Annotated in this window: 12 protein-coding genes, 1 tRNA gene and 1 pseudogene; 7 read left to right on the top strand and 7 right to left on the bottom strand. The window is 66.3% G+C overall.

The genetic code is table 11. The features are described from left to right. Nucleotides 1-4: 4 nt before the first annotated feature. The gene (locus BN1193_RS03220; RefSeq protein ID WP_094770250.1) at nt 5-844 is read left to right on the top strand and encodes an SDR family oxidoreductase; all 840 of its coding nucleotides are present in this window, start codon (nt 5-7) and stop codon (nt 842-844) included. A gap of 47 nt (nt 845-891) precedes the next feature. Here BN1193_RS03220 and BN1193_RS03215 read toward each other — a convergent pair whose 3' ends face one another. After that, complete coding sequence (locus tag BN1193_RS03215; RefSeq protein ID WP_052460383.1) at nt 892-1488, bottom strand: TetR/AcrR family transcriptional regulator; 597 nt, start codon at nt 1486-1488, stop codon at nt 892-894. Between the two features lie 106 nt (nt 1489-1594). On the opposite strand from BN1193_RS03215, the gene BN1193_RS03210 reads away from it, so the two are divergent. Further along, on the top strand, nt 1595-3037 hold the full coding sequence (locus tag BN1193_RS03210) for an MFS transporter (RefSeq protein ID WP_052460382.1): 1443 nt from the start codon (nt 1595-1597) through the stop codon (nt 3035-3037). Between the two features lie 336 nt (nt 3038-3373). Then, complete coding sequence (locus BN1193_RS03205) at nt 3374-3607, top strand: hypothetical protein (protein ID WP_040164060.1); 234 nt, start codon at nt 3374-3376, stop codon at nt 3605-3607. Nucleotides 3608-3725: 118 nt separating this feature from the next. Here BN1193_RS03205 and BN1193_RS03200 read toward each other — a convergent pair whose 3' ends face one another. Further along, nucleotides 3726-4370: a GNAT family N-acetyltransferase gene (locus BN1193_RS03200; protein ID WP_094770249.1), complete on the bottom strand. Its 645-nt coding sequence runs from the start codon at nt 4368-4370 to the stop codon at nt 3726-3728. Nucleotides 4371-4583: 213 nt separating this feature from the next. Beyond that, the gene (gene trpS / locus BN1193_RS03195; RefSeq protein ID WP_040164584.1) at nt 4584-5633 is read right to left on the bottom strand and encodes a tryptophan--tRNA ligase; all 1050 of its coding nucleotides are present in this window, start codon (nt 5631-5633) and stop codon (nt 4584-4586) included. Nucleotides 5634-6450: 817 nt separating this feature from the next. Between trpS and BN1193_RS03190 the strand changes: the two genes are divergently transcribed. Further along, nucleotides 6451-8082: a DUF6119 family protein gene (locus BN1193_RS03190; protein WP_040164058.1), complete on the top strand. Its 1632-nt coding sequence runs from the start codon at nt 6451-6453 to the stop codon at nt 8080-8082. On the opposite strand, the pseudogene BN1193_RS03185 reads toward BN1193_RS03190, so the two are convergent. The 4 genes and pseudogenes from BN1193_RS03185 to BN1193_RS03165 form a co-directional block, all read right to left on the bottom strand. Next, a pseudogene (locus BN1193_RS03185) lies at nt 8079-8564 on the bottom strand (type I restriction endonuclease subunit R, EcoR124 family); the annotation flags it as partial. The gene BN1193_RS03190 and the pseudogene BN1193_RS03185 sit on opposite strands and share 4 nt — an antisense overlap. A gap of 395 nt (nt 8565-8959) precedes the next feature. Further along, on the bottom strand, nt 8960-9499 hold the full coding sequence (locus BN1193_RS03175; RefSeq protein ID WP_040164055.1) for a hypothetical protein: 540 nt from the start codon (nt 9497-9499) through the stop codon (nt 8960-8962). 111 nt (nt 9500-9610) lie between these two features. Continuing rightward, nucleotides 9611-9684: transfer RNA gene (locus BN1193_RS03170), tRNA-Pro, on the bottom strand. 86 nt (nt 9685-9770) lie between these two features. Next, nucleotides 9771-10766: a LacI family DNA-binding transcriptional regulator gene (locus BN1193_RS03165; protein ID WP_040164054.1), complete on the bottom strand. Its 996-nt coding sequence runs from the start codon at nt 10764-10766 to the stop codon at nt 9771-9773. A 75-nt stretch (nt 10767-10841) separates the two neighbouring features. Here BN1193_RS03165 and BN1193_RS03160 point away from each other — a divergent pair, with 75 nt between their 5' ends. Genes BN1193_RS03160 through BN1193_RS03150 form a run of 3 tightly spaced genes read left to right on the top strand, consistent with a single transcriptional unit; the run spans nt 10842 to nt 14131 of the window. Beyond that, nucleotides 10842-11864 carry an alpha/beta hydrolase gene (locus tag BN1193_RS03160; RefSeq protein ID WP_094770247.1) on the top strand — a complete coding sequence of 341 codons (1023 nt, stop codon included), beginning with the start codon at nt 10842-10844 and terminating at the stop codon, nt 11862-11864. Between the two features lie 8 nt (nt 11865-11872). Further along, complete coding sequence (locus tag BN1193_RS03155) at nt 11873-12820, top strand: alpha/beta hydrolase fold domain-containing protein (protein ID WP_195907790.1); 948 nt, start codon at nt 11873-11875, stop codon at nt 12818-12820. Nucleotides 12821-12835: 15 nt separating this feature from the next. Further along, the gene (locus tag BN1193_RS03150) at nt 12836-14131 is read left to right on the top strand and encodes an MFS transporter (protein WP_195907788.1); all 1296 of its coding nucleotides are present in this window, start codon (nt 12836-12838) and stop codon (nt 14129-14131) included. The last annotated feature ends 30 nt before the right edge of the window (nt 14132-14161 follow it).

Below are 14161 nucleotides of genomic sequence, written 5' to 3'. Positions count from 1 at the left end.
TCAAATGTCAGCGCCGGACGCATCTCCCAAACGCATCGATCGCATGCCGTCCCTCGCCGCCGCCAGCGCGTCTACGATGACGCCATGGTGGGACGTCTGGCGGGAAAGGTTCGCCGTGATCGCCGGCGCGGGAGGCGCGATCGGTGAGGCCGTAGCCGACCGGTTCCGCGCCGAGGGAGCCGTGGTGATCGGCATCGACCGGCAGGACGGCACGGGTCGCGTCGATCACCTGCACGTCGCGGATCTGCGTGACGAGGCAGAGGTCGAGCAGGCCGTAGCCGCGATCCTCGCCGAGCACGGTCGCGTCGACGTGCTCTACAACAATGCCGGAACGCTCAACCCGCAGGATCGCAGCCTCGAATCGAGCTCCATGGAGACGTGGCGCGCGGTGTTCGACGATCTCGTGACGCCCGTGGTGTTGACGTGCAAGCACGTCGTCCCCGTGACGCGGGGCCAGGCGAGCGGATCGATCATCAACACCGGGTCGTTCCTCGCTGAGATGGGCGCGGCGTCAGCGCAGACCGCGTTCTCGGCGGCGATGGCCGCGGTGATCCAGATTTCCCGCGATCTCGGCGTGCACCTGGCCACGTCGGGGGTCCGAGTGAACTCCCTGAGCATCGGCCCCGTCGAATCCCCGCAGAGCGCGGCGATGTTCGCGCGGCTGCCGGCGGCGGCGCTGGCCGAACGGCTCGCGCACATCCCCACGGGACGCTTCGCGACCGTGACGGAGGTGGCTGCGGTCGCGGCCTTTCTGGCGTCGGATGACAGCAGCTATCTCACGGCATCGGATCTGCCGGTGGACGGCGGGATCCGCCGCGCGTACACGGTTCCGGAGGGTGGGTGACGCGCTCACCGACCCGCGTCATTCCTCGGGCACGCGACGGATGCTCGTCAGTTCGCGAGCAGATGCGCGAGTGTGCCCACCAGCTCGCTCTCCAGCAGGTCCGGTGCGTCACGACTGACCATCTCGAGTCGGCCCTCCTCGCGCAGCAAGACGCTGCCGATGACCAGCCCCAAGGCCAGATGCGCGCGCACCTCTCGCTCGGGTGACACCGGCTGATCGCCGCCCACGAGCAGCAATCGGTCGATGAAACCGCGGAGCGTCTCGAGGCGGATACGCTCCGCCTCGGCATCTCCCGACGCTTGGAACAGCAATCGCAGCCGTAGCGCCACCCTCGTGTCCTGTGGAGCCATGACATGAGACGCGATTCGGCGCAGCACCGCTTCGGTCGACGCCGATTGCGCGAACATCTCTTCGTTCAGCTCGGTGTCCACCTGCGCCAAGCAGAGTTGGAACAGCTTCTCCTTCGACTCGAAGTACCGGTTCACGAGCGCGACGTTGACGTCAGCATCCGACGCGATGTCGCGCATCGTCGTCGCGGCATACCCACCACGCGCGAACAGCACACGAGCCGACGCGAGCAACTTGGCGCGGGTCGCCTCCGCGCGTCCGTGCCTGACCGTGGACCGGTCGGTCTCTTCGGCCATCGTGATTCTCCTGTGAGCCAAGCGCACGATGTAAACGTGCGATTACTTAGGTGCTACCGTACCAGAGGCATTGTTGTAAACAGTCATTTACCTTAAGGAATCGTGCATGCAATCCGCACCGACACTTCTGAGAACCGACCCCACGCCCGCACACGCCACGGGCGGGCGCGCGGCCGTCATCATCACCGTGCTCGCGCTCGCCAACCTGTCCTTCGCGGTGCTCCAGTCACTCGTCTCGCCGGCGCTGTCGACGATCGGTACGGCGTTCGACGCTGACACGGCGTCCACGAGTTGGATCATGACGTCGTACCTGCTCGCCGCCTCAGTCATGACCCCGATCCTCGGCAAGCTCGGCGACATGACCGGCAAGAAGAAGATCCTCGTCGTCGTGCTCGCGCTGACGCTCGCCGGAACGGTGATTTCGGCGCTCGCCCCGAACCTCGGCCTCGTCATCTTCGGCCGCGTGCTCCAGGGCGCTGCCGGAGCCGTCCTCCCGTTGTCCATCGCGCTCGTCCGCGATCAGCTGGCGCCCTCGATCATGGGAACCGTGATCGGCATCCTGTCCGCCATCGCCGGTATCGGTGCGGGCATCGGAATCCTCGTGGCCGGCCCCATCGTCGAGAACTTCTCGTGGGAGTGGCTGTTCTGGCTGCCCGGCGCCGTCGTTCTCGTGGCGCTGATCGGCACGATGTTCGGAATCCAAGAGGCATCGCACCGGGCGTCGGGCAGGCTCGACCTGCTGGGCGCGACGGTCCTCAGCATCGCTCTCATCACGGTGCTGCTCGCCGTGAGCAAGGGCTCTGAATGGGGTTGGGACTCGAGCAAGACCGTCTGGCTGTTCGTCAGCGGAGCCGTCGCATTGGTCGTCTTCGTCCTGATCGAACTGAAGGTGAGTGAGCCGCTGATCGATGTTCGTCTGCTGAGCAAGCGCGGAGTCTGGACCGCACACGTCAGCGCCGCCATCGTCGGTTTCGCGATGTTCGCGTCGTTCGTGCTCATCCCGACCATGCTGCAGCTGCCCGAGGTCACCGGCTTCGGCTTCGGCAAGACCGTCTCGGAGGCAGGCCTGTTCCTCCTCCCGATGATCGGCACCCTCGCTGCTTTCGCCGTCATCGCAGGAATCCTCATCAGACTCGTCGGTCCGAAAGTCCCGCTCGTTCTCGGGAGCGTGATCCTCGTCGCGTCCTTCCTCTACGCCGTCGGATCCCACGAAACCGTCACGCAGATCACGCTCGCGGGAGCACTGAGCGGTGCCGGCATGGGCCTGATGCTCTCGTCCGCTATCAATGCGGTGGTCGCGAACGTCTCGGCCGAGCAGACGGGCGAGGCCACAAGCGTCAACACCATCGCACGGACGATCGGCGGCAGCATCGGCACCGCCGTCGTGGGAGCGGTCATCGGCGGCCAGGTCTCCGCCCAGGGCCTCCCCCTCGAGGACGGATTCACGACGAGCTTCTGGATCGGCGCCGCCGTCGCCGTCGTCGGTCTCGTCGCAGCCCTGCTGGTGCCCAAGCTGTCGGCCGCGAAGTCGGGCTCGCACCACGGCTGATCAGTCGTAGGCAACCCGAAAGAGCCCCGCGATCTCCGCCTTCGGACGGGATCGCGGGGCGCCCCGGCAGCCTCTCCCCGACGTCCATCCTGCGACGCCTCCGCTTCCGCGAGCGCCCCGATCTGACCCGCGATCACGAGGTCGACACGTTCGGCCGCCGGCGGCTCGGGAAGGCATCACCCGCCGAGGTCTGGGGGTCCGCCGGCACGCGGCGAGGCAGCCGGCGATCTCGTTATGAGATCGCTGTCTTCGCGGCTTCTGTCGACCCATCTCCGACGGATGGTGCCATATTGGTGAGGTGACCTGTGTCCGGGTCACCGAAGCGAGGGAGGCGCGATGAGTTCCAACGGCACCATCACGTTCAGCGAGGACATCAAACCCCTGTTCCGTGAGTCCGACCGTGAGGCCATGCGGAAAGCATTCGACCTCTGGTCGGCGGCGGACGTGCGCACGCACGCCTCAGCGATCGCCCAACGTCTCCATGACGGGTCGATGCCCTGCGACGGTGCCTGGTCCCCGGAGCACATCGCACTCTTCGACCGCTGGGTCGCCGAAGGCGCGGTGGATTGACCCACGGTCCGGACGGAGCCGAAGCGTGAGAACTCGCTTCGCCCCGTGCACGACCGCGGCAATCCATTCGGGCTAGCGCGGCCCTGCCGCGCCGCCCGTGCACGCTCTCCGCTGCACACTATGGGCGTCGTTCCTCGGGCCCCGGTGGATGACGCAGTTCGGCGGCTTGCGGAAGGTGAAGGGCGCGCGGGTGTGGCCGAGGCGCTCTCACTGCGTCTGACGAGCCAATGTCCAGTTCAAACAACAGGCTGGGCCGCTGCGATCCATCAGCACGAATGATTTCCTCACGTCGCGTTCCGACTGCACGGGCCCCCAGCTTGAGGATCGCGTGGGCTGAGCGAACGTTGCGCTCGTCAGTCCGAAACAGCACCCGCTTTGCCCCGCTCTCCCGTGCGGCCGCAATCATGAGTTCTTTGACTCGAGCGTTGAGCCCTGTTGCCCACGTGCTCGGCGCCATGTAGGTCGCACCGATCTCCAGGGCTTCCGACCCATCTGGCTGCCCGAAGTGCGAAGTCGTCCCCACAAGCGCTCCGTCGAGGTAGATGAGCCACGTCACACAGGACGGTGTCTTCGCGATCCTGCCGAGCATCCTGGCCCGCAGATCCTCTACGTCTACGGGCTCGCCTCCAGGGATATGTGTCCAGACCTCGGCGGTCAGAACGACGAAGAGCGAAGCGACATCGGAGGCCTCGCCGAAACGGGTGAGCTGAACGTCGCCGCCGTCGAGCAGATCAGGCAATCGGGCAAGCAACTGTGCACTCATGGTCGCACCTCGATTCTGCTTCCTGCCGTCACTCCAAGGGTCGCGCTTGACTCCCGAAACGACAATGTCGAAGCGAGAACCGTCCTCTCACCTCAGCAAGCGTCGGTATGCCCCCAACCGAAGACTCCCCGCCGCGGAGCCTCCGACGGCGGTGCCTCCCGCATGCGGGCACACTGCGACGACGTCGTCTCCCGCATGCTCGAAGTGGTCGCCTCACGGCGCTGAGTAGTTCATTCCCATCGCCGCCCGGACCTCGTCCAACGTCGCCTCCGCCACTTCGTTGGCGCGCCGGTTGCCGGCGTTGAGCACATCGGTGATCAGACCAGGGTCTTTCGCGAGTTCCGCCCGCCGGCGTCGGTGCTGAGCGAAACGAGTGTTGACGGCCTCGATGGTGAATTCTTTGAGCGCCCGCCCACCACCGTTCCCGAGTTCTTCCGCAATCGCCTCCGGAGTGCTGTCGGTGCACAGCGCGGCGGTGGTCAGCAGTGCGGACACCCCGGGCCGACCAGTGGGATCAAACGTGATCCGCCGCTCAGCGTCCGTCAGCGTCCTGCGAACGACAGCAGCCGTCTCGTCGGCCGTCATCGACAGAGCGATCGCGTTGCCGTAGCTCTTCGACATCTTCCGCCCATCGAGACCGGGCACTTCCGGAGCCCGCGTGATGAGCGCTTCTGGTTCCGGGAACACCGCCCCGAAGCGGTCGTTGAACCGGCGTGCAACCGTCCGGGTCAATTCGACGTGCGGGAGATTGTCCTTCCCCACCGGAACCAGGTTCGCTTTGCAGAACAGGATGTCCGCGGCCTGATGGACCGGGTACGTCAGCATCAACCCGCTCAGACTCCGACCCGACGCCGCCAGTTCCGCCTTCACCGTCGGGTTGCGACGCAACTCCACCTCCGTGACCAGGCTCAGAAACGGCAGGAGCAATTGGTTCAACGCCGGCACCGATGAGTGCGTGAAGATCGTCGTCGCCGCCCGGTCCATGCCCGCAGCCAGGTAGTCCAGGATCGCGTCCCGGACGTTCGTCGCCCCGTTGTCCGCGGTGTCCCGGTCTGTGATGACCTGATAGTCCGCCAGAACAAGTACCGTTTCGACGCCGAGGCCCTGCAACCGGACGCGCTCGCGCACCGTCCCGAAATAGTGCCCGAGGTGCAGCCGCCCCGTTGGACGCTCCCCCGTCAGCACCCGAAAGCGCCCCGGATCCGAGGCAACGCGCGCCTCCAACGCCGCCATCCGACTCACCGTCGCAGAAAAAGAATCCATCATCACCCTCCCTGTTGAGGGCTACACGACGGACACCACGACCGATTCGAGGGCTGCCGTGCAGCCCAGGAAACATGCGTCACCGGCTGCTACCGCAGCCACCACCACGACGAAACCGGCGAACACATACGCACAGAGTAGCCGCCCGCCCCGTCAGCCCGACATCCGGCGGCGCTCACCGGCCAGGTCACCCCGATGCCGCGCGGCATGCTGTCGGGAGTACCGGTGCGCGAGCGCGCACTCGGCGCCGTCGGTTGCCCAAACCCGTGGGTTCAGAAACAACGACAGAGGGCCGGATCCGCATCACGCGGAGTCCGGCCCCCTTTCATCAGGCAAGTTCTGCAAACAGTTCCACCAACAGCCCATGCTGTCGGGATGACAGGATTTGAACCTGCGACCCCTTGACCCCCAGGTAGACGGTTGAGGCGCTTTCCGCGTTTTCTGGGCCTCTCCACTGAGCAGAGGGCGCCGTTTCATGCCATGTGGCGACGGCGCTCGCTCGACTCGCTGGCAGGCATCTGAGGTTCATTTCACAGCTCGCCCCTTCACTTTGTGCACGTCGCTTGCTACACACAGGTACGGGAGACGTTCGCTTGACAGAGGCGGAACCGGTTGGCGGTCACTCAGCTCGGGGCCCGGCGATCCTCCCGCACGAGCCGCTTGTGCTGTCGCCGAAGACGATTCGACGCCGAGGTCTTGCCTGCAAAACCTGCGCGCACTCTGCTCTGTCATTCCCAGCGGCAGTCGTGTCAATGCTGCCGGGATGGAGCACTTTCGATAATCTCACGAGAGCTGTCAACGAGGAGGTGACGCCAAGGTGCGTACTCAACGCCTGACCATCTTCTTGCTGCGGGACGTCGACCAGGTCGATGACGCCATCGACGACGATGCTGGGCCAAGTCTGCAGATCGGTGAACTCACCGACGCGTCGGGCCTTACCGGCCGCTTCTACTCCAAGAAGAATTTTCCGAGCACGCCGAGCTGGGCCAAGTACGTCGAGCCGGCCGTTGAGGGCGGCATCCGCGGTGTGCAGTCAGCTTCGGCCTCTGGCCTCCTCGTGCTGCAGGTAGACAACCACACCTTCGCGCTAACGTTCGGCTACGGCCGGAGCTTTCTCGATCAGGCCAAGATCGAACGACGCTTTGGCCTCAAGGTTGCGCTCAACCTGATCGACGAGACGCAGATCCGCAGCCTCGACACGAAGCTCTTCGACGAGATGGTGGTGTCAAAGAATACGCAGACCAGTCGGACGGCCGAGCTTCCAGCGTTCGGGGTGGACGTTCTCCGCGACATTGTGCGGGCGGTGACAGGGATCGCTCCTGCGGCTACCGGATACAAGGGCGTGAGCGGCGCAGACGCCTTGGTTCTCGGGGTCGCGTCACCTGTCACGGATCTCCCGAAGCTACTTCGCGATATCTACGGTCACTACACCGCGACCAAGTACCAAGCCGCGTTCGGGTGGGTAGACCATCTCGCTGAAGTCAAAGATCCCACGCTCGTGGAGCGTCTTGATGCTCAATTAGTCGATCAGCTCAGAGGGAGTGACACGAGTTCGACGCACATGGCCATGCCGGAGAACCTCGATTGGGAAGATATTGAGTACTTCCTGATCGCGCCAACCCGCCGCCAGACCCAGTTCGTCGAACTCGACCTGGACCGATACCTTCAGCAGCCAGGGACAAAAACGGCAGACACGACCGTCGGGCAGCTCAAACAGCGCAAGGTCGCTGTCAAGTTCATCAGCAGCGCTGAAGCCGTTGACCGCTGGAGCGTGTACCAGTGCCTCGTATCCGAACAGCGAGTCATTGACAAGCTCTATGCCCTCGTTGAGGGGCGATGGTTCGAGATCGCTAACACGCTAGTGAAGCAGGTGGACTCGGTAGTCTCCGCGATACCCCAAATGACGGTTGCGCTCCCGCCTGGACGTCCCGGTGAGTCGGAAGGCGACTACAACGCACGAGCAGCAGCAGGATCGGCCGAACTCGCTCTCCTCGACAAGCAATTGGTCGCGCCGAGCGGCGCAACAACGAGAATCGAATTCTGCGACCTCATCGCGACCGACGGATCCCTGATCCACGTCAAGCGAAAGTCACGCTCGTCGAAGCTGAGCCACCTGTTCGCGCAGGGGCACGTCTCGGCCGAAACGCTCGTCGATGGCCAGCTTCGCAACCAAGTGCGAGCAGCCATAACCAAAGCAGCCGGGTCCAGAGACGCGTCAAGCTGGCTCGCGCTGGTGCCACCCAGCGGCGCAGCCGCCGAACGAGACAAGGTCACCGTCACCTACGCAGTGATCGCGAACTCGAAGGCGAAGGGCATCGAGTGGCTTCCGTTCTTCAGCCGACTCACGCTTATGCAAACAGTCCGCGACTTGAATCGGCTCGGCTTCACGAAGATCGCGCTCGCGCGCGTACCAGTCGAAGACGTCAGCTCCCCACCGACCGCCTCCTAACCGAGACCGAAGAACCGGTCGAAGAAGACCGTCAGGGCTCCCATAACGCGCCGCTTAAGGTCACCATGACCAGCCTCGCGGTTGAAGCGAGACACCGGCGGCAGGCTACGAGTGATTTCTGTGCCCGTCGTGCGGAGTTGTCCATCCCGGAAGGCAGCCTCGACGTAGGCGCGGGTCTGCTCAGGCTTGAGCTTCTGCTCGACGATGATCGCCTCGAGCTCTGCCTCACGCTTAGCAGCCACGAAAACCTGCCACTGCTCATCAACGGTGCCGTCCGCCGGGACCGAGTCGACGAACGACTCGACGAGGTCGCGTTTCGAGCGGAGGCTCGGGCTCGAGTCCACCGCGCGGAAGATCTGGGCGCGGACTTGTAGATCTTTGCCCTCGCCGAAGCTGGCGCGGTACTTTTCGACCAACATCAGGATGCAGTCGACGTTGAGTTCGACCTGCTTCACGAGCTCGATCTCGAAGACGACGTCGTCTCTTGGACGAGACGCTGTTCCGCGACCTCGTCATGCACGTCCGATCCCACCGGAACCGCCAGAACCTGGAGGCGAGCTTGTCGCCGGGGAAGGTCCTGGGGCACAACACGATCAGCTACGACCGCGAGTTCGACCCCAAGGGCTTCTACCGCTACACCTTCAAGCCAGCGTGCGACTGCGCGGGACTGCCGGGACTGCGCCTCACGGGCTCACCGCACCTTCGCCAAGCGCTCTCTGGAGTCCCGGGCGCTCACGATTTGCGGGCTCTCTGCGGCGATGGGCCCTGAGTCCGAAGTAATCACCAACAAGATGTACGCCCACCTGCGCAAGAGGGCCTACAGCGCCCACCGCTCCGCGTTCTCGGCTCACGTTGCGTCGGGGAGCGCCCCGCCCGGTCAGGTCGTTGCGATCGGCGGTTGAGGCCCGTCCACGACTGGTGCTCGTTCGCCTCTGTAGATTGCCACAATAGCTCGCGTCGCGGTACCGACGTCCTCGCTGTAGCTCCGCGTGAAGTCGTTGACCGCCTTCTCAAGAGCTTGCGCTTCCGTACCCGTCGAGAGCAGCTGAGCTCGCGCAAGCGCCGTGCTGATCTCGGTCGCGTAGAGCAATCCTCCGCTCTCTCCCCGTTCTCGGGCCTCAGCGATCTTGCGTTCGTTCCGCTCTGGCTGCCCAGTGATCTCCGCGATCAGCGTCGTGTACGCCTCCAGCCGCCTATCTGCGTGAGCCGTGTCGGCCTCAAGCTGCCGTGATAGCTGCTGCATCGTCAACTCGTGCTGTCGCGTAGCCGAGGCAGTGCGCAATTCTCGGGTGGTGGCGAACCAGTTGCTGATCGCGAGACCGGCAAGGGTGCCGAGCAGAGTGAATCCCGGAGTGATGAGTGTGGACCAGTCGAATCCGGCAGGGGTGTCCGCTGCGGCGAGGAGGAAGGCATTCACGCTCGGATGCTATCGCTCAGCCTTTGGGCAACCGGAGCCCTTTCGGAGCCCCATCCGTTTCCACCAACGACGAAGCCCTGGCAGATCCTCAGATCTACCAGGGCTTATCTGTCGGGATGACAGGATTTGAACCTGCGACCCCTTGACCCCCAGTCAAGTGCGCTACCAAGCTGCGCCACATCCCGATGTTCAGTTGCATCACCGCCGAGGCGGCAACCATCTGATCCTACAGCGTCGCCGGGGGCGTTGCGAACCGGCGACGCCGGGAGTGTCACGTCGTGGAGCGCACCACGAGCTCGGGCAGAAGCTCGATCCGCGAGATGTGTGAATCTCGCCCGGCGATGACCGAAAGCAGGACGTCGAGGGCGGTGCGGCCGGACTGTTCGAAGGGTTGGCGAACCGTCGTGAGGTCGAGCGTCGCGGCGAGGTCGCCGTCGTCGTAGCCGACCAGGGCCACATCGTCCGGGACGGACATTCCCGCGTGCGTGAGCGCACGCCAGACGCCGGCGGCGAGCAGATCGTGATTCGCCACCACCGCCGTCACCGCCCGATCCGCGCGGACGGTCGCGACGAGCCGGTCGTCGAAGTCCTCCCCCGGCGTGATCGGAAGGTCGACCAGCTCCAGGCCCCCGCGCAGCCCGCGAACGCGGAGCATTCCGCTGGAGAGGTAGTCCCGCGACAGCTGGCGCTCGTGGACGAACACCGCACGTCGATGGCCCCGATCCCGGAGGTGTTCGCCGATGAGCCGACCGCCTCGTTCATCGTCGACCAGCACGGTCGGCAGGTCATCCAGTGCGGCCGACTCCCGCCGCACGTCGACCAGCACCATCGGCATCCGAGCCTGCCGCGCCGCGCGCAGGGCCGCGCCTCCGGGCGGCACCCCCATGACGATCAACCCGTCGACTCCGGGACGGGCCGGCAGGGCGTCCAACAGCGGCGAGGTGGCGCTGGCGGCGGAGTCCAGGTCGTGAGCAAGCAGCTCGACGTTGGCGGTCGCCTCCACCGCGAGCATGCCGGACAGGCGACGGTAGTAGGACGAATAGCTCGTGAACGGCGCGGCCACGGCGATCCGGAGGGCCCCGGACTCGGGCGAACGTCCGCCGCGTCCGCTGCGATATCCGAGTGCCGTCGCCGCATCCACGACGCGCTGCCGTGTCGCCTCCGAGACGCGATGCGGCGCGTTCAGGGCCAGCGACACCGTCGAGATGCTCACACCGGCGCGCTTCGCGACGGTGTAGACGGTGACCTTCTCGGGCGCGGCACGCATGCGGAAGTCCTCACGAAGCAGTTCATCGAAGTTCTTCGATCCTCCACGATGGGGCCAAGTCGATCAAGGAGCAGGATGTCCGACGCCACCCACCCCCGCACCGATGCCTTCGTGCGCGCCGCCGAACGACGGTTGCAGCCGTTCCAGACGAAGCAGCCCACCGATCCGGTCGCACGCCGAGAGCAGGCCGCGGCCTTCGACGTCGCCGCGAACCGCGAGCTCGGCATCAGCGGTCCGGACACCGCGAGCGAAGACCACACGATTCCGGTGCCCGGTCACGGCACCGTGCGGCTGCGCGTCTACTGGCCGGACCGCGAGCGCGCCGCACCCGGCGCGGGACTGCCGATCGTGCTGCAGCTGTACGGCGGCGGATTCACGCTCGCCGGGATCGACTGGGTGGGCTGGAACGCGATCTTCCGCCGTCGAGCGCAGGACGCGAACGTCATCGTGGTGGCGGCGGACTACTCCCATGCGCCGGAGACACGCTTCCCGACCCAGCCGGAGCAGTGCCATGCGGCCTTCGCGTGGATGATCGCTCATGCCCGAGAACTCGGCGGGGATCCGAACCGGGTCGGGATCGGCGGCGCATCCTCGGGCGGCAACCTCTCCGCCGCCGTGGTCCTGATGAACGCCGACCGCGACCGGCACCCGATCCGCCTGCTCGCGCTGGAAGCACCGGCGTTGGACCTCACGATGCACCATGCCGACGTGGGGGCCGCGGACATCAAGGTTCCCGGCGCGATCCTGCGTCGCATCGGACGGCAGCTCGTCCGCGGCTACTTGGGACGCTCGAAGCGCACCGCCCGGCACCGATACGCCTCACCGCTGCTCGTGAAGGACCTCTCCGTCTTCCCACCCACCGTCGTGTACACGTCGGAGCTGGACACGCTGCGCGGCGACGGCGAGGCCTTCGTCCGTCGACTCACGGAGGCGGGCGTCCCCGCCACGGGCGTGCGCTACATCGGTCAAACGCACACGTCGGGCGGACTCTGGTACGCGGTGCCGGCGGCGGATCACCTGCATCGCGACATGGTCACCACCCTGCGCACGCTGCACGACGATCCGGCCACGTATCCCAACGTGAGCGGCGAGCGATGAAACCGCCGGTGACACTCGACCCCGCCATCCTCGAATGGCAGCGTCGCATCGCCGAGCTTGCGTCGACGATTCCGGAACTCGCCGCCTCAGACTTTCCGCAGCGGCGGCTCGGCGCCCGCCTCCTCTCGGACGTGCTCGCCGAGGAGTTCACCTCGCCGGAACCGGACGATGTCGTGATCGACGACGTGTCGATCGACGGACCGCTCGGCGACCTGCGAATTCGCCGCTATCGTCCCGCAGACGCCTCCGGTCTCCTGCCCACCCAGGTCTGGCTGCACGGCGGGGGCTTCTGGGCCGGGACGCCGGACGAGATTCTCAACGACCGGCTCTGCGGCGCTCGCTCGCGCGATGCGCGCATCCAGATCCTGTCCGTCGACTACGCGCTCGCCCCGGAGCACCCGTTCCCGGCCGGGATCGAGGACGCACTGGCAGCGGTGGACGCGGCCGTCACGGACCCCGCGCTCGGGGCTGATCCGGCGCGCGTCGGCATCGGGGGGAATTCGGCGGGGGCGCTCATCGCGGCCAGCGCCGCACTCGCGCTGCGCGACCGCGGAGACAGCCCCCTGATGCATCAGGCGCTGGAGGTGCTGCCGGCGTCGCTCGAGCCCGTCGGCGAGTCGGCGGCACTGTACGGCGAGGGGTTCGGGGTGGACGACGCAGAGGCCGTCGCCCGGCTCTATGCCCCGGAAGGAACACCCCGTGACCAGGCATCACCACTGTCCGCGGTGGACCTGTCCGAACTGCCGTCCACGCTCATTCTCGCCGCGGAATACGACCCCCTCCGCGACTCGGCGATCGCCTACGCCCGCCGCCTCACCACCGCCGACGTGCCCGTGAACGTGTATCTGGGGACGGGACATGTCCACGGGTCGGTCGGCCTGACCGCCACCTTCGCCGCCGCTCGCGAGTGGCAGCGATATCTCACTGACGCGCTCGTTCGCGCCTACCACCACTGAACGAAGGAGACGATGATGTCCGCCCCCGATCACGAGCACACCCCGACGCTCCCCCGCATCACCGCGACCCCCGCGGGCGACACCGTGCCGGGAAGAAGGCAACCGCGTGGTTTCCTGGCGCTGTACATTCTCGCCTGGTTCGGAATCACCCTGGCCACCGGCACGATCGGCGGCGCCTCGATCCCGAAGGCCTTCGCGTTCCTGGACGAGGCGGGGAAGGGACTGGACCTGTCCATCACGGCGGCGATCGGCGGGGCGGTCGTGATGATCCTCACCCCGCTGGCGGGCAGACTGTCCGACCGGACCATGTCACGGCTCGGCAAGCGGCGACCGTGGATCCTCTGGGGTTCGGTGGTGGGGCTCCTGGGCGCCGTCCTCCTCGGCTTCTCCGGTTCGCTCTGGACCATCGTGATCGGTTGGGTGGTCGTGCAGGCCGGGTTCGGAGCTTCGAACGCCGCGGTGCACGCGCTGCTCGCCGATCAGATTCCGACACGGATCCGCGCGCGGGTCGCGGCGGCCGCGAGTGCGTCCGGCGGCGTCGCTCTGATCGCGGGCGCGCTGCTGATCGCCGGACTGCCCAATGATGCGCAGTGGGCCTGGTTCGTCCTGCCGGGCGTGCTCGGCGCGTTGTTCAGCGTCCTGCTGTTCTTCGGTCTGCACGACATCGTGCGCACCGACGCGCCCCCACGGTGGCGATGGCGCGACCTGCTGGACACCTACTGGCTCGACCCGGTGCGCTATCGCGACTTCTTCTGGGCGTGGGCCTGCCGTCTGCTGGTGACGATGTCGATCGTGTCGGTGTCCACCTACCTGCTGTTCTTCATCATCGACCACCTCGGCATCCCCAAGGAGGAGGCGTCCGGCGTGCAGGCGACCGCGCTGATCGTCTTCACCGTCGGCAACATCGCGATGGCGCTGCTGTTCGGGTGGATCTCAGACCGGACGGGTCGGCGCAAGCCGATCATCTGGATCTCCTGCGCGCTGTCCGCCGTCGGGCTGCTGATCGCCATCCTGGCTCCGGGACTCGGCGGGTTCTTCGTCGGCATCACGATCGTCGGGGCGGCGCAGGGCGCGTACGTGTCGGTTGACGTCGCTCTGATGACGGAGGTGCTCCCGAACTTCGACGACGCCGGGAAGGACCTCGGCATCGTCGCGCTGTCCTACCAGATCCCCCAGTTGCTGGTGCCGATCATCGCGGTGCCGCTGCTGGCCATCGGCGGCGGGGAGAACTACACCGCCCTGTACGTCGCGGCGATCGTGTTCGGAATCCTGGGCGGACTCGCCGTACTGCCGATCCGGCGTGTGCGCTGAGCATGTCGGCGGGGCGGAGTACCGTCGCGG

The sequence above is a fragment of the Microbacterium gorillae genome, assembly GCF_000826185.2.
Classification (GTDB): domain Bacteria; phylum Actinomycetota; class Actinomycetes; order Actinomycetales; family Microbacteriaceae; genus Microbacterium; species Microbacterium gorillae.
Note: the sequence above shows the minus strand (reverse complement) of the source record. Positions and strands in the feature narration are given on the sequence as shown.